This is a genomic window from Halorubrum miltondacostae (assembly GCF_041379815.1).
Taxonomy (GTDB): Archaea; Halobacteriota; Halobacteria; order Halobacteriales; family Haloferacaceae; genus Halorubrum; species Halorubrum miltondacostae.
In genome coordinates, this window is the sequence record NZ_JBEDNY010000005.1 from 63,637 (window position 1) to 84,358 (window position 20,722).

The 20,722-nt window shown below is 55.3% G+C and carries 11 protein-coding genes and 4 pseudogenes; 10 read left to right on the top strand and 5 right to left on the bottom strand.

The features are described 5' to 3' along the window. Positions 1-44: 44 nt before the first annotated feature. The 5 genes and pseudogenes from ABNG04_RS13800 to ABNG04_RS13820 form a co-directional block, all read left to right on the top strand. A pseudogene (locus tag ABNG04_RS13800) lies at positions 45-298 on the top strand (IS1595 family transposase); the annotation flags it as partial. A gap of 232 nt (positions 299-530) precedes the next feature. Continuing rightward, on the top strand, positions 531-2,729 hold the full coding sequence (locus ABNG04_RS13805) for an amino acid permease (protein ID WP_371162980.1): 2,199 nt from the start codon (positions 531-533) through the stop codon (positions 2,727-2,729). Between the two features lie 1,153 nt (positions 2,730-3,882). Next, positions 3,883-5,268, top strand: coding sequence for a hemolysin family protein (locus tag ABNG04_RS13810; RefSeq protein WP_371162981.1), 1,386 nt, complete (start codon positions 3,883-3,885; stop codon positions 5,266-5,268). 261 nt (positions 5,269-5,529) lie between these two features. After that, complete coding sequence (locus ABNG04_RS13815; RefSeq protein ID WP_371162982.1) at positions 5,530-6,978, top strand: cytochrome ubiquinol oxidase subunit I; 1,449 nt, start codon at positions 5,530-5,532, stop codon at positions 6,976-6,978. Further along, positions 6,971-7,972 (top strand): cytochrome d ubiquinol oxidase subunit II, encoded by a 1,002-nt coding sequence (locus tag ABNG04_RS13820; protein ID WP_371162983.1) that lies wholly within the window; start codon positions 6,971-6,973, stop codon positions 7,970-7,972. The genes ABNG04_RS13815 and ABNG04_RS13820 overlap by 8 nt, the downstream gene beginning before the upstream one ends. A 324-nt stretch (positions 7,973-8,296) precedes the next feature. Here ABNG04_RS13820 and ABNG04_RS13825 read toward each other — a convergent pair whose 3' ends face one another. Both ABNG04_RS13825 and ABNG04_RS13830 read right to left on the bottom strand, forming a co-directional pair. After that, a complete protein-coding gene (locus ABNG04_RS13825; RefSeq protein WP_371162984.1) occupies positions 8,297-8,665 on the bottom strand; it encodes a hypothetical protein in 369 nt (122 codons plus the stop codon). Positions 8,666-8,961: 296 nt separating this feature from the next. Beyond that, positions 8,962-10,128: pseudogene (locus tag ABNG04_RS13830) on the bottom strand (ISH3 family transposase). A 361-nt stretch (positions 10,129-10,489) separates the two neighbouring features. Between ABNG04_RS13830 and ABNG04_RS13835 the strand changes: the two are divergent. From ABNG04_RS13835 to ABNG04_RS13855, 5 genes and pseudogenes are all read left to right on the top strand, one after another. After that, positions 10,490-11,575, top strand: a pseudogene (locus tag ABNG04_RS13835) (CARDB domain-containing protein); the annotation flags it as partial. A 78-nt stretch (positions 11,576-11,653) separates the two neighbouring features. Continuing rightward, entirely contained in the window at positions 11,654-12,484 is an 831-nt protein-coding gene (locus ABNG04_RS13840) for an IS5 family transposase (RefSeq protein WP_371162985.1), read from the top strand. Positions 12,485-12,517: 33 nt separating this feature from the next. Then, positions 12,518-12,823 (top strand): annotated as a pseudogene (locus tag ABNG04_RS13845) (hypothetical protein); the annotation flags it as partial. Then, positions 12,816-13,559: an ABC transporter ATP-binding protein gene (locus ABNG04_RS13850; RefSeq protein ID WP_371162986.1), complete on the top strand. Its 744-nt coding sequence runs from the start codon at positions 12,816-12,818 to the stop codon at positions 13,557-13,559. The pseudogene ABNG04_RS13845 and the gene ABNG04_RS13850, both read left to right, overlap by 8 nt. Continuing rightward, the gene (locus ABNG04_RS13855) at positions 13,556-14,755 is read left to right on the top strand and encodes an ABC transporter permease (RefSeq protein ID WP_371162987.1); all 1,200 of its coding nucleotides are present in this window, start codon (positions 13,556-13,558) and stop codon (positions 14,753-14,755) included. Before ABNG04_RS13850 ends, ABNG04_RS13855 begins: the two co-directional genes overlap by 4 nt. 556 nt (positions 14,756-15,311) lie before the next feature. Here ABNG04_RS13855 and ABNG04_RS13860 read toward each other — a convergent pair. The 3 genes from ABNG04_RS13860 to ABNG04_RS13870 form a co-directional block, all read right to left on the bottom strand. After that, on the bottom strand, positions 15,312-15,749 hold the full coding sequence (locus tag ABNG04_RS13860; RefSeq protein WP_371162988.1) for a DUF7970 domain-containing protein: 438 nt from the start codon (positions 15,747-15,749) through the stop codon (positions 15,312-15,314). Beyond that, positions 15,749-16,582 (bottom strand): ParA family protein, encoded by an 834-nt coding sequence (locus ABNG04_RS13865; protein ID WP_371162989.1) that lies wholly within the window; start codon positions 16,580-16,582, stop codon positions 15,749-15,751. The genes ABNG04_RS13860 and ABNG04_RS13865 overlap by 1 nt, the downstream gene beginning before the upstream one ends. A 726-nt stretch (positions 16,583-17,308) precedes the next feature. Beyond that, on the bottom strand, positions 17,309-20,428 hold the full coding sequence (locus ABNG04_RS13870) for a PAS domain S-box protein (protein WP_371162990.1): 3,120 nt from the start codon (positions 20,426-20,428) through the stop codon (positions 17,309-17,311). Positions 20,429-20,722: the final 294 nt, after the last annotated feature.

The window sequence follows — 20,722 nt, forward strand, 5'->3', positions numbered from 1 at the left end:
GTTGTCGAGGTTTATGTGAGATGATCATCGGAATCTGTCTGCTCTACCCGCCGCTTACAGAAGACGAGAGATTCGACCGCAAATACGTTGTTCACGAAGACGATGAGTACGCCGATGAGACGGTCCACGTGAACACCCGCGAGAGCCAAGCGTCGCTGGCGCGACGGTGGCTCTCGCCGTATCGAGGCATCTAAAAAGATCGCCTCACACAGTATCTCCGAGCGTTCCAACTTGGACGAGAACTCGATATAAACCCGGACGAAAAGCGCTCAAAAATGCCGTCAAAGCCACTCTCTGAAATTAACAATGTGCTACACAAGAACGAATAAGTAGTTTCATTAGATCCTGTTATCAAATATATAATTTTCCACAGTCTAACCAGATTATAATGGATATATTTAATCGCTCGTTTTATTAGTGGGTATCACAACTTGCGAAATACACATGAATGTCATTTTAGTTCTGAATTCCACCAAATCTATTGATCGGTTGCTTAGCCACTACTCAACAGACGTGATTTCCATCCAGTAATGGGGAAGCAGTTAGAACGAGACCTAGGTCTCCCCGCAGTGACGGCTATTAGCATTGGTGCAATGGTTGGTAGTGGGATCTTCATACTGCCGGGGTTAGCTATGAAAATGGCTGGCCCCGCGGTCGTTTTCGCGTACTTTCTTGCAGGAGTGCTGGTACTGCCAGCAGCGCTGAGTAAATCCGAGATGGCCACGGCGATGCCAGAGGCAGGAGGGACTTATCTGTACATTGAACGCGCGATGGGTCCATTATTCGGGACAATTGCTGGAATTGGGACATGGTTCTCGCTGACATTTAAGGGTGCGTTAGCGCTGGTTGGCGGTGCGCCGTATCTCGTACTCTTGTTTGATCTCCCGGTCACACCCGTCGCGCTGACGGTTGCGGCCTTGCTCATCGTGTTGAATATCGCTGGTGCGAAGCAGACTGGCCGGATGCAGATCATCATCGTTGCGATCATGCTGGCAGTAATGGCTTGGTTCATCGTTGTCGGTGCGCCGAACGTCGAGTCGACTCGTTTTGAGGGGTTCTTTGACAGCGGAATTAACGGTATTCTTGGCGCAACAGGGTTCGTGTTCGTCTCGTACGCTGGTGTTACGAAGATCGCCAGTGTCGCCGAAGAGGTGGAGAATCCGGATCGGAATCTCCCACTAGGCATTCTCGGCTCACTAATCATCACTGCGGGAATTTATGTTGCGATTGTTACCGTGATGGTCGGTGTCGCCGACGAGGCGGCGTTGACGAATACGGAGACCCCGATGCAGGTCGCAGCGAGTAATGCGCTACCCACGATCGGCGTCGCTGCTGTCGTCTTGGCAGCATTACTCGCCTTGATCAGCACGGCAAACGCAGGTATCCTCTCTTCGTCACGGTACCCCTTCGCGATGAGTCGTGACGGACTCGCCCCGGACATCTTTGAGAAGGTCAGTAACCGATTCGAAACGCCGGTCAACGCAATCACAATTACCGGTGGTGTCTTGCTCGTCCTCATCGCGTTCGTCCCTATCGACGATATCGCCAAGTTGGCTAGTGCTTTCAAAATCTTGGTTTTCATTCTAATCAACGTCGCATTAATCGCGTTTCGACAGGGATCAATCGAGGCGTATGATCCTAGCTTCAGATCTCCGTTGTACCCTGTTCCACAGCTAGTCGGAATCATTGGTGGCTTCGTCTTACTCCGGTACATCGGGTTTGTCCCGCTGGTCGGAGCCGTCGTCATTATTCTCGGATCCATGCTTTGGTACTACTTTTTCGTCTATCGCCGCGGCGGCGTCGCTCGCGAGGGGGCAATGACTGATGCTCTCCGTCGTAGCGTCGGACGAGACGTGGTTGAGCAAACCGAATCCGAGGTACAGACCGACAGTAGCGAAGTCTTAGTAGCGGTAACAGAACAGACCACGCCTGCGGTAGAAGAGTCGTTAATCGATCTAGCAACAGACCTCGCGCGTACCCGGGAGGGAGGGATTCGAGTCGCACAGTTCGACATTATCCCTGACCAAACCCCGCTCCCACAGTCGGCGTCAACCCTCACAGAGGCCGACCAAGCGTTCGAAGAGCGCATGGGTACTCGAGCCGCCAATTCGAAAATACCAATCCGATACGGCGAGGTTGTCAGCCATGATACCCGACACGCAATCGTGAATTATGCTGATGAGATCAACGCCGACACACTAATCATTGAGCGGTCGGCTGGGTTAGAGTCGCTACTGAGCAGCGATACCAGCTGGATTGAAGATCACGCCCCTTGTGATGTGATTGAAGTCTCGAACTTCGACCACGAAAATATAGAACGTATTGGGGTCATCACCGATGAGGGGCCGTTTGACCCAACGAAAGTTGCGCTGGCCGATGCGCTCGCTTCAGCGGTCGATGCGACGATTACGTTCTACTTCCCAGTAAAAACGGATCTCCCTGAAAGCCGCCGGAACACTATCGACGATTATCTCTCAGAGCTGGTGGACGTATGTGAGTCTCCAGTTGAAACAAAAATAGTTGAGCTGGGTACTGATAGCGCAATTGAGCTTGCGGCTAACGATTCTAATGTACTCATTGTTAGCGGCATACAGCAGAATCTCACAGATCAGCTCTTCTCTCAGGAACCGAGCTTAATAACGGCTGGAACAGAGCATGGAACCCTCGTTGTCTATGAAGTTAGCCAGCCAGGGCATCTCCGTGGGGCTATCGAACGACGGTTGTTCTAATTACGGGCAATATAGAGCGCGTATCTCGTACTCGACCTCCCCTGTATGGCTACTATGCAACTCACTTGTCTTGATATATTTTGCACTGTAACTGTACAGAGATTGTAGATACGAGTGTTTGACATCCTCCTCGGCGTAAACGCGGAGAAATCCCGAGCGGTGGGAGTTTCAGGTTTACACTCCAATCATTGGACTCCCAGTTCTTTCGGGCACGGGTAGTCCCACGGCATTGAACTGGTGGACTGCTGGCCATGCCAAGTGGCCGGTACCCCTATTCTCGACCGTGTACGGCGTCCCGGTGTTGTTTTTGCCACGGGGACGCTGGCAGGCATCAGTGAAGTCGGGGGTATCTTCTGGCTCGTTTTGAGCAGTCGGCACAGACACACCCTTCAAGGATGTGGCGTCCACCGACTGCCCTTTTGAATACTGCCCCGTTACGCGGACGGACAGGCCGTGGTTCGAAAATCGAAGATTTTCGTCATCACGAGAGAGTGGAGCTCTCTCGAACGACCCCCGAAGGACGGTTCGGAATCCGCTCTGTTCCGACCAATTCCTGTTTTTATATAGAGTGGCCTATCAATTAACCTCGGTATCTGAAACTCGATCCAGCTGTTCGGCCAGTGGATTGCTTCCCACCATGTCGGCTTTATCACCCGCCTAAACGCGGGTGTATTCGCCTTCCTATCTCTATAACCCCGACCCGGAGGCCGTCGAGTCACTCTTCGCAACACCAAGAAAATCGAGGGTCTCGCCGGCGACAAAGGCTATGACGACCAATCTCTCCGGGACGCCCTCCGATCAGGGGGCGTCCGGCCTGTTGCGCCATCGGTTGTTCGCTGCGTACGATCACGCGCACAACGCACGGTTGGACAGTGACTTATACGGCCAGCGTTGGATGGCCGAGACCCCCTTTTGATCATCAAGCATCGGTTCGGTCCCGCTGTCCACCCTCGCGCTTGGTACCGCAAGTTCCGCGAACCGGTGGTGACCGCCACAGTCTACAACCTCGAACAGGCTCTCAAACAGTGATCCCCACGCAGTCATCGGATTCAACAGAGCAATTATTACAGAACTTCTGGCGGTATTTACACCAGGAGTACGTGGCAACGTCCTGTTACCACGGGTTACTTTTTTTCACCCATTAGGTAGTCGCATGTGGACCCCGCTCACGACACTGCCTGGGGGCGATTCCCTACAGTACACTGTGCCAATTATTGGTGTCGAACTGGGACAGACGGCAGTAACCGCGATCGGCATCGGCTTGATTCTGCTCCTCATCGTAGGGTCGGGATTCTTTTCCTCGTCGGAGATCGCGTTGTTCTCCCTGCCGTCCCACCAAGTGGACGCGATTGTCGAGCAAGGCTTACCCGGTGCGCAGGCGGTCAAGTCTCTCAAGGAGGATCCCCACCGCCTACTCGTGACAATTCTCGTGGGGAACAACATGGTCAATATTACGATGTCCTCAATCTCGACGACAATTGTTGGCTTCTACTTCGACGCGGGCACGGCAGTTCTCATCTCGTCACTCGGCATCACGTCGATAGTGCTGGTGTTCGGCGAGAGCGCACCCAAGTCCTACGCTGTCGAGAACACCGAACTACACGCACGGCGTGTCGCCAGAGGGCTAAAAGTCGTCGAGAAGCCACTGTGGCCACTCATCACCCTGTTCTACTATCTGACAGGCATCGTGAACCGGGTCACCGGCGGTAGTCCGTCTATCGAGTCGACCTACGTCAGTCGGGACGAGATTCGGAATATGATCCAGACCGGCGAGCGCGAGGGCGTCCTCGACGAGGAAGAACGTCAGCGGCTCCAGCGGACCCTGCGATTCACCGATGCCACCGCCAAGGAGGTGATGACTCCCCGCCTCGATATGGCGGCTATCTCCAGTGAGGCAACCGTTGAGGAGGCGATTCAGAAGTGTATCTCAAGTGGTCACGCGGACCTGCCAGTCTACAAGGGCTCGCTGGACAACGTGATTGGCGTCTTCGATATCCGTGACCTACAAGATTCAAACTACGACACTTACGACGACCACAAGGTAGCGGACGTGGTCACTCCCACGCTCCACGTCCCCGAGTCGAAGAGCGTCGACGACCTCCTATCGGAGATGCGTGAGAACCGGATACAGATGGCTATCGTCGTCGACGAGTTCGGTGCCACCGGGGGCCTCATCACAATAGAGGACATGACCGAGGAGATCGTCGGCGAGATACTGGCGGGTGACGAGGAAGAGCCGATTGAGGTCGTCGACGACGACACTATCCTTGCGAACGGCGGAGTCAACATCGAAGAAATCAATGAGGCTCTCAGCATCGTACTGCCTGAGGGCGAGGAGTTCGAAAGTATCGCGGGCTTCGTCTTCAACATCGCGGGCCGGCTCGTCGAGCAGAACGAGGAGTTCACCTACGAGAATGTGACGCTGCGGGCCGAACAGGTAGATAACAGCCGCATTCAGAAAGTCCGGGTAACCGTCGACCGCGACACTGCCGATCCCGTCAAAGAGGAATTGCCGGCTGACGAGGGCAGATCTGAGTGACCAGCAATATCTGACCTAGCCAACACGTGGAGACACAGGCCCGTGGACTGGGAGTGCGAACTCCAATAATGTGTACCGGCAGTCAAAATCCCCAGCATCGAGAATATGAAAAGGTGTTCGGAGCTTTGCCTCCGGCGCTACCAGTGACCGTTTCGTATTGGCTACAAAAACTACGGTTTTGCGGATATAAATTGCCGTAGTACAGTTCTCGAATGAGGGAATTACACAACTTCTCTTTTACTTCCGCGGGGAAACAGAGCTATGTTCTCGACGGTGCTTCCCGACGTCTTGATTCAGGGATGGGCGCTACAGCTCTCACCGGAGCTTGCGAGTCGTGCGCAGTTCGGCTGGACGATCAGCGTTCACATCATTTTCGCCTCGCTCTCGGTCGGGCTGGCGCCGTTCATCGTCCACTTCACTTGGAAAGACGTTCGGACCGACGACGAGCGGTTCACAAGGCTGCGATCATTCTGGGTAAAGGTGTTCGCCGCCGGATTCGTCATGGGAACGGTCACCGGCATTCCGATGAGCTTCCAGTTCGGGACGAACTTTCCACAGTTTGCTGAGGTGGCTGGAGAGCTAATCGGTGGGCCGCTCGCATTCGAAGCGAAGATGGCGTTCTTTCTTGAGGCTGTTTTCCTCGGAGTATTGCTGTTCGGTCAGGAACGCGTCAGCGATCGGACCTACATCCTCTCGTCGGTACTGGTGGGAGTCGGGGCTTGGTTATCGGCCTTCTGGATCCTGATTGTCAACGCTTGGATGCAGACTCCACAGGGTTTCGAGATGATCACGCGTAACGGTGTGGAGGTCGCGAAGCTAACTGACCCGCTGGCTGCGTTCTTCACGCCCCGGATGCCGTGGATGTATGTACACATGGTCAATGCGTCGGTTATTTCTGTCGCGCTACTGGTCGCAGGGGTCTCGGCGTACATTGTCTGGAAGAAGCGTGATGCCGCCACATGGAACACTGCGTTGAAACTCGCAGTTATCATCCTGCTTGTCACCGCTCCTCTACAAGCAGTCCATGGTGACGCGTATGGGCGCCACGTCGCAGATACGCAGCCGCAGAAGTTCGCCGCTATGGAAGCCCACTACGAGACCGGCACGGCAGACTTACACCTGCTCGCGTTCCCAAAGAGCATAGACGCAATCACCGATCCGAAAGCTGAGAACCTTTTTACTGTGAGTCTTCCAGGGGTCGGGTCGTTCCTTGCTACCGGTGGTGACTTTGACGCCGAAGTACTTGGATTAAACGAGTACGAGGAGAACCCGCCCGTAGCGATGGTGTTCTGGTCGTTCCGGTTCATGGTTGGACTCGGATTCCTGTTCATCGGGCTGGCACTATGGGGCGGATATCTCATCTACAATGGCCGCCTTTCGGAGAGCAATCGATTCCTGAAGACGATGATCGCTGCGTCGCCGCTCGGCTATGCGGCGCTTCTCACGGGGTGGTACGTCACAGAGATCGGTCGACAACCGTGGGTCATCCAGGGCGAACTCAGAACTAGTGAGGCCGTTTCCTCGACATTGAACGGAACCGAAGCGACTCTGACGCTCGTCGGCTTCGTTGTTATTTACATTGGATTGATCTTGGTAGCTCTTCATGTGCTGCGGTGGCTGGTCGAAGACGAACTCCGAGAACTCGGAGTGAAGGTACCGGACGACGATCGCTGGTATGGTCCTGTCCCGAAGGTGAGCGATGATGACTGAGCTTGTGTTGCTCGTCGACGCGTATCTTGTCGACGCACTCCCCGAGATCTGGTTCGGTGCTGTCATGTTTTCGCTGGCGATGTACATGATTCTCGACGGGTTTGACTTCGGAATCGGAATGCTATACGCGACTCGCGATGACGAGCATGAGAAGGAAACATTCTTGACGGCGTTCGGCCCGGTTTGGGACGCAAACGAGGTGTGGGTTGTCGCCTTCGGAACGATGCTGCTAGCGGCATTCCCGCGGGTGTACTCGCGAGTCTTGGCCGACCACTACCTGCTCGCGATCGGCTTCGTGCTTGCGCTGCTGTTCCGCGGGCTCGGCCCAGAAATGCGTGAACAGCGTGACGACGAGCGCTGGAAGCGGTACTGGGACTATTCTTTTGTCGGCGGGAGCTTTCTTGCGCCACTGCTGTTCGGTACTCTCGCCGGTCGGTGGATCTTTGACGCGCCGACACTGTCGATGCCGGCACTGCTGACTGGTGTCGGCCTCGTAGCCGTCTCGGTTGCCACTGGGGCGGCCTTTCTGGCAGCTAAAACCAGACCACGGCTAGCGTCCGACCTGCGCACGTACGGGATTATTGCGACGCTGACGTACTTGATCGGAGCTATCGCTCTGTTGACGACTGTCGTCGTAACTGATTCCGGAGGTACTGCCGAAATTGTTCTTTCGATTCCCGTAGGTATGATTGTCGTCTTGTCGGCCGTTGCGGGAGGAGGGGGAAGCGTTCTTGCCCTGCGCGGCAAGTACCGTGCTTGGCTGGTGAGCGCACTCGGGCTTCCTGCGCTATTGAGCCTGCTGGTTGCTCTCCTGCTATATCCGACTATCTATCCGCCAACTGGCTTGACGGTTCGAGAAGCGGTTGTCTCACCGTTAGCACTGAATCTCGTGACAATTCTCGGATTTCCGGCGCTTCTCCTCGTATTGTGGTACTTCAAATTCCTCTATGGCGTGTTTAGCGGTCCGATCGAAGGTGAAGGATACAAAAATTGAACCTGTGTACCCCGCATTGGTGTCAACGATTTTTTCCATCCGTTCGGACGTGGGCCGTTGTAACGGTGAGTTAGATACAGACCCGCTAGATGGGTAGGTTGTTAACCACCACTACACCCTCGGTCTCAACGAGCCTATCTCAGAGCACCTCACCGGTGACCGGTGTCTACTGGAAGAAGATTGCCTCATTATTCCACAAACGACAAGTCAATACACGGGATATGTTCACTGAGGCGGTCGAACTCTGGCATAGGCACTTACAATCGGCCGCCTCATCCTCTAATTCAACACCATCTTGAGTGTCTCATCAACTGCTTTGGTAACTCACGCGTTGCGTTGCCGGAAGACAAGGGCGACGAGAGCCACAACAAGCACAATCTGAACGATTTTATCGACATACCCAACGAGGGTGAAGTTCCCCGCCTTAGCAACGTACCACAGTGGGATCTGGACGGCTGTGTACGGGATCGCGGCGATAGCGAGACCATGGCGACGAACACCCCGTGTGTACAGGAGCATTCCCCCAATGAAGCCAACACCAGCAAGAAGTACCGGCGGTGCTCCCTCTACAACACCAGCATACAGGTGTGTTACAGCTGTGATGCCTAACAGGATAAGTATGACTTGCTCAATTGTTGACAGCGAGTTCATTCCAGAAGATCCCGTCGGCGCCTGTTGAGTCGGTGTGGACACATATATTAGTGTAGCTCGACTCGTATTAATCTTGTGGTGTTAATACAAGACTATTTTGAAGAATAAGAAATCAGCGGATCTAATGGCTGTGAATGACTGCTATTGGTGGTCTCAGTACCTCACAAAGCATCCTCAGCTAGCTGTTTCTGAAGCCTGAGTTCCATGGCGGAGCGGTTGTGCTGGTGGCCTTGACGAGAAGATCTTCGACAAACCGACGGAGAGCCGTCGCTGTCGGCGGCGGCTGCCGCCGACGCGACAGCGTCGCCACTCTCAACGAAGGCTAGCCCGGTCGAGCATTAGCGGGTAAACCGGTCGTCTGGTGGTCGGTTTGCGGGGACGGCCCGACGGGTCGCGAGGGCCGTCCGCGCTGCCCGTTGAATCATGTTGATGAACTTCTTGAACGACCACTGCTAGTGGCGACGCCCCGCCGTGAGGGACGTCACCACGTACTCCTAGTGTAAATAGCGCCAGACGTTCTGTAACAACAAGCTCACCACAACGTACAGCAGCCGTACGACCGGATTTTGTGTCGAGGTCGTCGCAATACTTTGCTCGGAGAGTCGGTAGCTGGCCTCGATACCGAAACGTTTCGCGTAGTGGTATCGAGCGTCTCGTGGCGAGTCAATGAACGGCGCGTCAGCGGCGTAGCCGTGACGCGCCACCCCATGTTCGTCGTACCGTCCGTTTTGGTACGTACAGTCGATGTAGAACGGAAACTCGACGGTCTAGCTGTGACCGTCGAGTTTCGCCATCATGTCGTGTTGAATCACGCGACTCCAGCCTTCCGAGAGTTCTTGCTTGATCGTCTGTCCTCAGCGGACGGTCGGCATGACGTAGGCGTGGTTGTGTGCCTGAAGCAGCGTCAAACACCTACTGTCGTAGAATTTGCGGTCAAGAAAGACGGCCTTGATGTCGAGGTCAAGGCCGTCGAGGATACCGAGAAACTCTGCGAGGACACTGCTGGCGGTGTCGCCGTCTTCGAGACGGCGCACCGCCAGCGTGTAGCGTTTGTTCTTGACACGCGCGTAGAGTGTGGCGTAGGCATGGAACGCAGTTGTTCCACGCTTCGCTTGTGAGTGGTACAGGCCGTCTGTTCCGTCTTCGTCGCCGTAGCAGAGCCGCAGGTGAAGGTCAGAAACGACCTCCACCTGCTGGGGAAGGACGTCAAGAACGTCCTTCTGAAGGAGCGCGCTTCCGACTTATTCGAGCGTCTCAAGATCGAACTTGGTGCGGAGGCGGTAGAAAACCGAGTTTTCGTGGGGTGTATCTTCACTTCTCTCACAGAGCGTTGAGACTGAGGTCCTCGTCGGCGCGTGCGCCGACGGGACCTCATAGATGTCTTCAGCATCGAGTTTAGCGTTTTCAGCGAGTGTGAGGGCAACTTCCTCGTCAAGAGCGTTGACGAGGGGATTAAGAAGCTAGTCCTCGTGGATTACATCGTCTGCTTGCGTGGTATCAGACACACCTTCAGCAAGCAGACGTCTCAACTAACCGGCTTTGTGATGTACTGATGTTCACATCAATTGCATACACGCTACACGAATAAGATAGTATTGCCTTATATAGGAAATTATGTACTTTGATTTTCGTTCAAACACCCGAATTTGTACTTTAGATTCGTTTTTAGCATCTAGTATATTTCTTACTTCACAATATTAAAACCCATTCAGCGCGTAACACAAGTGTGGTTCATAGCGAAGAAACACAGCCGTTCGACATAGAGGTGGGGTCCCTACAAGCGGTGGTGGCCGTACTCTTTTTACAGGTGATAATTAACTGGACTAATCCTACGGTGGATGCGTGACTCGCAACCTTCTATCGAGAGTGAACGCGGTTTCACCACGGATTATAGCTTCCCTACTGGTCCTGTTAACGTTACTAGGCGCTGTAGGAGGGGTCACAGCAGTGCCAGATGCTCGGATTGGTATCGATGAGGTCGATGTCAGCTCAAGTGAGCCGGTAGTCGATGAGCGAACGTTATTTAATGTAACTGTCTCAAACTCTGGTGGAAGTCCAGCAGCCGCCAACATAACGAGCGTCCGGTTGTATAATGTAGATGAGGACGGCAACCCACTTGACGAGGCTACCATGGTCGGAGGACTCTCTCCGGGTGACACAACTGATGCCGCTCTGTGGACAGAGTTCGACGAACCGGGAGAACACCGACTTACTGTCGAGGTCGTTGCGGATCAAGAAGCGACAGGTGGCGAGGATAACGGCGGGACTGTCACGGTGACGCGCGACGTGATTGTTGATGTTCAGCCGGTAGAGGTTGCGCTTGACCTCCGCACCCGCGCGCTAGCACCGGAAGACCTCGAGAGCGACGATAACGATCAAAATGCTGGTGGAATCAATGTTGGTGGTGTCGGAGATCTTCTCGGTGGTGGCGGCGGCGGCCTCCAAGCCGGTGGGAACGACGAGTCTGACTCTGAGTCTGTCGAGTCGGTTGACTCTCCGGTAGCGGTGACGGTCGTTAACACCGGGACCACGACCGCAGACCGCGTGAGCCTGACTGCCGTTGGCACATCAGTCAGAGGGGATGGGGGAGAAAATGCTGCGAGCGACGATGCTGATCCAACAGCTAAAGTCGGCCCATTCATCGTCGAGAACCTCGACCCCGGTGAGGAGCGGCAGGTAATCATCGATCTTGGCCCGCTTGACGAGCGTTCGGACGTGACGGTTACCGCGGCGTTCCGTGCTGATACCGACATGCGAAACGAACGCGGTGCTGACCGAACCACAGAGTCGACAGTGACGTATCCAACGCGTGAAGGTAGTCCGAGCGTTACCGACGCGACCGTCCGGACGACTGATGATGGGCAGGTAACTGTTGATGCCAATCTCGGTAATACGGGTACTGGTGAATTGAACGGAGTTGTCGTTTCGGTTGCTGGGGCAGATGGGGTTGAACGGCTGTGTTGAATCACCAGACAGCAGCGAGGCAGGCCGCTAAATCAAAGGAGTTGAAGCGAGAGAATGCGGTTGTCTATGACCCAAATCTCCCGCTTCATCGCGGAAGTTGTGCCGGTTGCTCAAAGAGTTACTGGCGATGGAGGCGAATCCGCCGCCCCGGAAGGTGGCGGCGGATTCGCCGACTACGCACTCGTTTCGCTTCACTGTCTGCGGATTTACCTCGATTCATCGTATCGCATGACGATCGACTTGCTCAAAGAGATGCCACAAATAACCGGGGAGATCGGCCTTAACGCGGCCGATCTCCCCGCGCCGTCTACGTTGTGTAAGGCGTTCGACCGGATCAGCATGAGCGTCTGTCGAGTGCTGCTGGGCCAGTCGGCGCAGCTGCACGATCTCTCCGAACACGCTGCCATCGACGCTACGTTCTACGACCGCTCACCAGCCAGCCGCCACTACTGCCAGCGAATCAGTTACCGCGTTCAGAAGCTCAAAGTCACGAAGCTCGTCGATACAGCGTCTCAGGCTGTCCTTGACATTCACTGCTCAACGAATCGGGAAGGAAGCGACGCAGACCTTGCTGAGCAGATCGCCCGCCGGAACGCGGGCGATCTGCGGTCTCTTGCGGCCGATAAGGGCTACGACAAGCAATCGCTCCGCGAAGGTCTGCGTGAGCTCGGGATCAGACCGCTGATCAAGCACCGCATCTTTGCTCCGTACGACCACGCGCAAAACGCTAGAATCGACGATAACCGCTACAATCAGCGCTCAATGACTGAAACCGTGAACTCGGCTGTGAAGCGCTCGCTCGGCTTCGCTGTGCGAGCGCGGTCATGCTTCCGTGAGTTCCGCGAAATCGCGCTGATGTGTGTCGTCTATAACATCAAACGCTTCCTCAAACAGTGAATCCCTCCGCCTTACAGCGATTCAACACAGCCGGTTGAACCGACCCCAGCCGGGCAAAAGTACTTCATTGGAACCGTGAACGCGGGCGATTTCGTCGCTTTTGACCTCCAAACTGTGGCGAATGCCTCTGTAGCGGATGAGGTTCCGATTCGGATCGAGTACACCGAGCGTGGTGTCCGCTACACCGAGACCACAACAGTGGCACTTCCAGAGCCAAATGACGAGAGTGGGTCTGAATCTGGTACTGTTGGCACGCTTGGAGTAATCAGTATTGTCGGAGTTGTTGGCGGCACTGGGGTCGCAATTGCCGGGAGTGTAGTCCGTCGCCGCGATGTATAGCGTCGAGCTCAGGGGTGCGACCAGGCGGTACCCAAGCGGAGGGACGGAAGCGGTGATCGCGCTCGACGACGTGGACTTCGCGGTTGAGCCTGGAGAGTTTGTTGCTGTTGTCGGCCCTAGTGGTTCCGGGAAATCAACGTTGCTCAACGTACTTGGCCTCCTCGACGACCCGACTGAGGGGTGGCGTCTGTTGAACGGCACCGATGTGACTGAGCTCTCGGTCGCCGAGCGCACCACAGCCCGCAAGGGATCGATCGGATTCGTCTTTCAGGACTTCCACCTCCTGCCAGCGCTGACCGCGGTCGAGAACGTTGCGCTACCAACCGCCTTCGATCCGGGCGACGCGAGCGACCGTGCTGTGGACCTGCTTAGACGGTTTGGGCTCGGTGACCGACTTGACCACGAGCCATCAGAACTGTCTGGTGGACAGAAACAACGGGTCGCTATCGCTAGGTCGCTGATAAATGACCCGGCAGTGTTACTCGCTGACGAGCCAACGGGGAACCTCGACACGGACACCGGCGAGTCAATCCTCGCTGAGTTCGGGCGGGTGAAAGAGGAGGGTGTTGCTGTCATCGCGGTCACACACGATCCGCTAGTCGAGGAGTACGCAGACCGAGTTGTTGAGCTCACCGACGGGGTGCTGGTAGGCGAGGGTGTCGATGAGGCGACCTCAGTAGACGGTAGCCCAGGAGACCGGGACAGCGAGTCGCCGCCCGAACCGGGAGAACAATGACCAAGAGTACTTCCAGCGGAACCGATGTTAAAACCGGAGCTACCAGTTGGCTCCGGGGCTGGCGACCCGCTGTTACAATGGCCGGCCGGAATCTCCGCCGGAACCGCGTACGGACAGTGCTAGCGGTGCTTGGCGTTTGTATCGGCGTGCTGGCAGTGGCCGCGCTAGGGATATTCGGAAATGTGCTCGCGCTCGGCGCCAACGACGCTATCGGTGATATTGGCACACAAGTAGTCGTGTCGCCAAACTCGGATACCGGAGTAGAGTCACTTTCGACGACTGATGTGGCGGAGATCCGACGTGCCGTTGACGACCCGGCGGTCGGCGATCCGGCTGTGGTTCCACTGTATTCGGACAACGGAATTGTTGCGGGCGCAAGCTCACAAACCTTTGCGACAATCTATGGCGTTGAGGAACCAGCCCTCGCGTTTGAAGCCGCTGAGGGGGAGCTCCCGGACCGTCACCGGCAGGGCGCAATCATCGGTGCGGGTGTTGCTACAGATCTCGGCATTGGGACGGGCGATACTGTGGAGATCGTAGGGTCACAAGTGCGCGTCGTTGCCGTGCTCGCTGAGACACAGACATTCAGCCCGGTTGCACCCGATGACGCCGTCTTTCTCCCAGAGTCGGCGTTCGCCGCTGACGGCTACGCGCAAGCGCTTATTATCTCAGAATCCGGCGAGACGGCGCAGGCCGCTGCGGACGCGATCCGCAGAGAGGTGAACGCTCGTGAAGATCGAGTCGACCTATTCGAATTAGCAGCAATCGTGGATGAGATTAATGGCTTCTTCGACCTATTGAGTACGTTCCTGCTCGGGCTCGGCGCTATCTCGCTCGTGGTCGCCGGCGTCTCGATCCTCAATGTAATGCTGATGAGTACGGTCGAGCGGAGACAAGAGATTGGCGTAATGCGTGCTGTGGGTGTGACCCGCCGAGACGTGTTGCGTGTGTTGTTAGCAGAGGCTGGCCTGATTGGTGCTGCGGGCGCCGCCGCAGGGACTGTGCTGACCGTGATACTCGTCGCCGCGCTCGTAGCTGCAACCCCAGCGGTTGACGCCAGCCTGGTTATCGATCCGACCAACGGTTACTATCTCCTGTTAGCGCTAGGATTTGGAGTTGGAGTAGGAATTATCAGCGGGGCGTACCCTGCTTGGAAGGCAGCAAACGAACGCCCGGTAGAGGCGCTGCGAAGCTAAACCAGTATACCCATAGAATATCAAATCGGAGATCGACCTTTTTATTCGCACTCAGCCAGTCAGTGGGTTTTTGTCACTAGTTCGTAAAATCACGATACATAAATAGTAGGGCAGAAGCAGCGGTCGCGTTAAGTTAAGCAGAAACGCAAGACGGCAAGAGTATCCCGTAAGTTTTGGAAAGCCGATTTATATACTCAAGATAGGTAGTAACTCCGGGAGAAACTGGATCTGCGTTTTCAGCTCTCCTTCTCGTTGATCCTCAGAACACGATCCGCTACAACGTCCCAGAACACTACAGAAAATCGCATGACAGCAGCTAGGTGAGTACTAACTTAACGCGACCGCTGGCTGAGGTGGGGTCAGTTATTGAGATAGTTATCCCGAAATCTGGTACTACTCTCACCAGAAACGTGGTGTCCGGCGCGCTCACACCCGTGAGGAACCTGTTTCCAACCACGCGACCCCAAGGTAAGCCCCCTCAGAGTACACTTCGATAGCGGCGTGTGTCCCAAAACGGCGCTCTGTATAGCGTATCGCGCTATATGAATCGGCGACTTTAGTCGATGTCGTAGCCCCACTCCCGGAGCACCGCCGCGACCTCATTGACATGGTCCATCCCGACGAGGTACGCGGCCTCCCGGGCGTCGGTGAGTTCGACGTCGTTACCGAGCTCCTCTTCCAGAGCTGGTCGGAGGTCTCGGCGCTCCCGCTTCACCGTGTGCTCTGTGTAGTGGATCGTCTTGTGGTCCCGGTCGTCCTTGACCCCGTCCCGCCGGTGGATCCACGGTAACGTCGCGGACTCCTCCGATGGGTGGTCGGGGACCCCGGGCGTCGCCGTCGGCGCTGGCTCCGGTGTCGGCGTGGTCGCCTCCTCGTCCTCCACAAACGGGCTCGTCGCCTCCTCATTAGCATCGTTGAGCGGATCGTCATCGTTGTCGACGCCATCGTCATCGGCGAACGGATCGTCACCGCTGCCGGGTTTCATTCCGTCCATCAGGCGCTCACCTCCTCGACATGCGTGGCGAGGTCACGTAGCTGTTCAAGCGTCTCCATCTCGTGATCGCGCTTTCGGGACCTGTATTCGTCGACGTAGCTGAACGCCGTGGTCTGTTCGCTCCAGCAGCCCTCGAACAGTGAGGCCCGCTCACCAATCGCGACGGGGGCGTCGTAGCCGAGCTCGCGGATGCGCGCCAGGTACCGCTGCTGGTCGGTGGTCCGGCCGACGCCGTTGGGGACGACCGCGAGGACGCCGACGGCGACGTCGACGGTCTGCTCGAACCCCTGGACGACATCGCGAAGCCCCTCGATAGATTGCATCCCCTTACCGGTCGGCTCCAGCGGGATCACGAGCGAGCGCGTCGCGCCAATTGCGTTGTAGAGGTGCGGGCCCGCGGTTGCCGGTGGGTCCACGACAATCGTATCGTACTGGTCAGGAATGCCCGCCTCCAAGAGGACGCGCCGAAGCTGGTCGTGGCGAGCGAAGTCCTCGCCGAGGTCCTCTGCCATCGACTCGGCTCGGGCGAGAAGATCGGCGAGGTTCTCCAGCATGTTGTGAGACGGGATGAGATCGAAGCCGAACCGCGTCTCGTGGATGAGGTCCTCAAAGTCACTCTTCGGCCGGTCGATTAGGTGGCGGGCGATGTTGTCCGCGTCGCCTTCATCGCGATGGCTGTCGACGCCGAGCAGGTAAGTAAGCGAGCCGTTCTGCGGATCGAGGTCGATAGCGAGGACATCCCGATCGTGCTGGCTGTGCGCGTCGGCGAGGTTTGACGCGAGTGTGGTCTTGCCGACGCCCCCTGCCTCGCTGTACGTTGTGTACGTGAGCATGTTTTACGCGTTAGTCTCGCTGAACATAAAGACGCGTCAGACGAATTAGTAAGTACAACTAAAAAGTATAACTAGGCAGTATAGCTAGTTAGACTGAACAGACTGACTAAAAAGTCCAACGAGTAAGGAAACACCCTCCATTTAAATAGCGAACGGCGTCAGCCGTGAGCGAGAAGGGTAGGGTAGTTCACCACAGGTGTGGGGTGCCCCGTGGATTTCGTCGGTATATATAGCCTGGTTATAGAGGCCGCAAGGTGAATACACCCGCCTTCAGGCGGGTGATGAAACCGACATGGCGGTAACCTCGCTCGACAGTTACACAGCCTGAGTTTCCAATCCATATTTTCAAGTGCTAAGAATTGCTATACAGTGGTAAGGTCAGGTCGGAATTGAGCGGATTCCGAACGATCTTCGGAGGCGGTCTACCCGCCACCTAATGAGACAGTATCCGAAATACCAACACGGTGAACGCGAATCCTCGAAGGGTTCGGCTTGTGCCTGTTGGGTGAGCAAGCCCGACGATAACTCCAAGTCCGTCGAAGCGACGTTGACTCCCGGCTGGCAAAAACAACAGAGGGGGTCGAATGACGCCGAGGATAGGAGTAACGGCGGTTTGGCACCGCCAGTCAGCCACCGACCACGATGACTGGGTTGGACGGGTTCCCGTTAAGTGGCGGAGTCATGGTTGCGAACCTGAAACTCCCACCGCTCGGGATTCCTCCGTCTTCAGGCGGAGGAGGATGTCAATGGTCGGCCCAACACGTTCTGTGCAGCGTCAACCGCTCGCTTGGCAACCGCCTGTTTATTTTGTACATTCATCAACTCCCGTGTTATTCTCAAGATAGCATTGAGTGATTCTTCGCGCTGTTTACGATCGGTAATGTCGGTCGTAACACCAGTGAGCCGCGAGGGGTTACCATTCTCATCAGCAATCATGTTGAGGCGGGCCCGTACCCACCGTACTCCACGGTCCGGGTGGTTGACACGGAATTCCTGCTCGATTGGCCAGTCGGATGCTTCGTTCTGCTGGGCTTCCAGATCTGCGAGCAGCTCGTTCTTGTCGCTGGGATGTACGTGCCGGAGCCACACCATCGGGTTGTTGTATGCTTCCTCAGGTGTGACTCCATAGATCCTTTTGACCGCTGGATTCACATACTCAACCTCAGAGTAGTCGGCCGGCAAAAGGAAAAACGCGTTTTGGACGTTACCTGCAAATTGTTCGAACTGTTCGCGGACCATCTGTAACTCCTGCTCACGCTCTTTCCGCTCAGTAATATCTTGAAAAGTTCCCCGGACCGCGACGATTTTGCCATCTTCACGTACCGGTTCTCCAAGTGCGCTGACCCAGCGGACGCCACCGTCTACTGTGGTAATCCGCAACTCCAACTTGGACGGTTCGCCGTTAGTTGTAAGCCGATCAAACGCCTTCTGAAGTGCGTCTCTATCGTCTGGGTGATAGAATTCCAAGGCATCCTGAAGCGTTACATCAGTACCCAGCGGCAGTCCGTGGATACGATACACTTCATCTGACCACCGCAGTGACTGCGTTGCCATCTCATATTCCCATCCGCCAATGTGTGCGACTTCCTGCGTTTTTTGTAAGAACTGGTTGCTCCGTTCGAGTTGTTGCCTTTGCTGTCTGCGTACTGTGATATCACGATATAGCCACAAGCTCGCCTCACCTTGGGGTAGGGTGTACGGGATGTAATCACGCTCCACTACGCGACCGTCCGTGAGGTGGATTTCTTCGTTTTGAACCGGCTCTCGTTGTTCGAGCCGCTCGGTGATTCTCTGAGTGAACTCGTTTGAATTAGTAAACAGATCCTTGAGTTCCTCAACGGCCGCAGCACAGTCACGCCCAATCAGCTCTTCACTCTCAATCGAGACGCCAAGCGTTTTTCCCAACTCGTCATTTGCGATGACTACGTCGCGTTCAGTATCTTCAACGAGTACACCCATCGGCAGATTCTCGACAATTGTACGAAGAACGGTGTTTGTCTGTTCAAGCTCCTGCTCGCGTTCCTTGCGCTGGGTGACGTTTCGGTTCGTACAGATCAGTTTGCCGTCGTCGAGTAGTGAGAGAGTAATCTCTTGATAGACAGGAGTTCCGTCACGCCGCTTCCCCACAGTCTCGCCGCGCCACTCGCCTTCTGCTTCGAGTACTGGGAATATTTCCTCCTCGATCCGTGTAATCTCGTCATCGCTATACAGCCGCTGCCATGTACTACCGAGGAGCTCATCAACGTCGTAGCCGAAGATATCGGCGTGGGCTTGGTTCATATAGATGTACTCGTTGTCCCCATTCAAAATCGAGATTCCGTCTACTGCCGCCTCCATCGCAGTGGACTGTATCTCTAGCTCAGCTTCCTGCTCTTTGCGTTCAGTAATATCAAAAAAGGATGATATGAGTCCAATGGGGTGACCGTCGCTATCCGTCAGGTAGCTGTTTACTCCCCTAGCGTGGAACGTTGAGCCGTCGGCCCGGACTGCTTCGAGTTCGCCTTCCCACCGACCCTGTTCCCTAATCGTCTCCAATGCGGATTTCGCTTGATCAGGATTTTTCCACACATCGATCGCTGGATGTCCGAGCACGTCTTTTTTATCATCATACCCCCACATATCGAGGAACGTAGAGTTTACATCCACCAATTTGCCGTCAAGATCGACTATCGCGATCCCGTTGAGGGCTGATTCATACGCATATTGATATTGTCGGAGCATAGCTTCTCGCTCTCTTTGCTCAGTAATATCACGCAAAATCCCGACTGACCCCTCAAAAGACCCCCCTTCGTAGGGTAAGACACCCATATGGTCCTCACAAAGGATTGGCTCGCCTTGTTTGGGTTGGACCTCGACCTCGAACTGTATACTGTCGGGTCCGTTCGACGAGAGAAGACGCCCGAGGTGGGTTTCTGACCGGTCGACCACTTCCGGTGATTTGATCAGTGCTGGTGACGCCCCGACAACTTTCTCACGGTCGTACCCAACCATCTCAACGAACGCGTCGTTCACGTATTCGAACTTTCCTGCGTCATCGAGAACGTAGACTGGGTCGTTGATAGTCTCAACGAGCGTTCGAAATTGGGTGACTTCGATTTCTTGTTGCTGTTCCACAGAACGATCTTGGACCGAACAAATTAGCTCACCCGTGTCAGTCTGTGTGAGAGTGTGGTCCTCAAGAAAAGTTGTTCCATCACCCCGGAGACCGGTTGTTTCCCCGCTCCAGTAGCCATCCTCAGCCACCGTCGGCATAATTACGTCGTGTGCGATTGCTATTTTCTCACTGGGGTAGGTCAGCTCCCAGTGCTCCCCGAGCATTTCGTCCGGTTCGTATCTGTATATATCCGCGTACGCCTGATTAACGTAGATGTATTCTCCGTCCTCGTTAAGGATGCTGATACCTTCTTGTGCTGTTTCAATAGCTTTGCGCTGGCGTTTGCGTTCTTTTTCTGCACGATATCGTCGGACTGCGTTCTGTAGTCGGTTTGCTAATACGGTATACTGCTCAGTCCCGGTGTCTTTTTGAAGATAGTCCGTCACGCCTGCGGAGATGGCTTCAGCGGCGATTTCCTCGGAACCTCTGCCAGTGAAAAGCACGAACGGCAAGTTGGGGGCCTTCTCGCGGACGGATTCAAGAAATTCAATACCGTTCCGGCCTGGCATATCGTAATCAGAGACGACACAGTCGAAGTCATCGTGAGAAAGATGTTCTAATCCTTTGTTGGCACTCGTCGCAGTCTCAACTCTAAAGCTATGATTCTCTCGTTTCAGAAATTCCGCAGTCATCTCAGCAATCCCTGGCTCGTCGTCAACGTGAAGCACGCGAATATCCACTTGACCACTCATGAGCGAATTTCATGACGGCTAATAATAATACTGTGCCACGGTTACCAATTCGAATATCATCTCAAGGCAAATTTTTTATACAGACTAGAAGGCGAATACACCCGCGTTTAGCCGGGTGATGAAGCCAATATGGCGAGAAAGAATCCACCAGCCGAACGTCTGCCCCGAGTTTCTCATACCGAGGTTTAATTGGCAGCACACTCTGTGTAAGGGTAGGAATCGGTCGGAACAGAGCGGATTCCGAACCGCCTTCTGGAGGTCAGTTGAGAGAGCTCCGCTCTCTCGTGATGACGA

Coding starts and splice junctions, on each gene's coding strand:
- ABNG04_RS13815 (WP_371162982.1), top strand. CDS start 5,530: ATGTTCTCGACGGTGCTTCCCGACGTCTTGATTCAGGGATGGGCGCTA.
- ABNG04_RS13855 (WP_371162987.1), top strand. CDS start 13,556: ATGACCAAGAGTACTTCCAGCGGAACCGATGTTAAAACCGGAGCTACC.
- ABNG04_RS13850 (WP_371162986.1), top strand. CDS start 12,816: ATGTATAGCGTCGAGCTCAGGGGTGCGACCAGGCGGTACCCAAGCGGA.
- ABNG04_RS13820 (WP_371162983.1), top strand. CDS start 6,971: ATGACTGAGCTTGTGTTGCTCGTCGACGCGTATCTTGTCGACGCACTC.
- ABNG04_RS13805 (WP_371162980.1), top strand. CDS start 531: ATGGGGAAGCAGTTAGAACGAGACCTAGGTCTCCCCGCAGTGACGGCT.
- ABNG04_RS13810 (WP_371162981.1), top strand. CDS start 3,883: ATGTGGACCCCGCTCACGACACTGCCTGGGGGCGATTCCCTACAGTAC.
- ABNG04_RS13840 (WP_371162985.1), top strand. CDS start 11,654: ATGACCCAAATCTCCCGCTTCATCGCGGAAGTTGTGCCGGTTGCTCAA.
- ABNG04_RS13865 (WP_371162989.1), bottom strand. CDS start 16,582: ATGCTCACGTACACAACGTACAGCGAGGCAGGGGGCGTCGGCAAGACC.
- ABNG04_RS13860 (WP_371162988.1), bottom strand. CDS start 15,749: ATGGACGGAATGAAACCCGGCAGCGGTGACGATCCGTTCGCCGATGAC.
- ABNG04_RS13870 (WP_371162990.1), bottom strand. CDS start 20,428: ATGAGTGGTCAAGTGGATATTCGCGTGCTTCACGTTGACGACGAGCCA.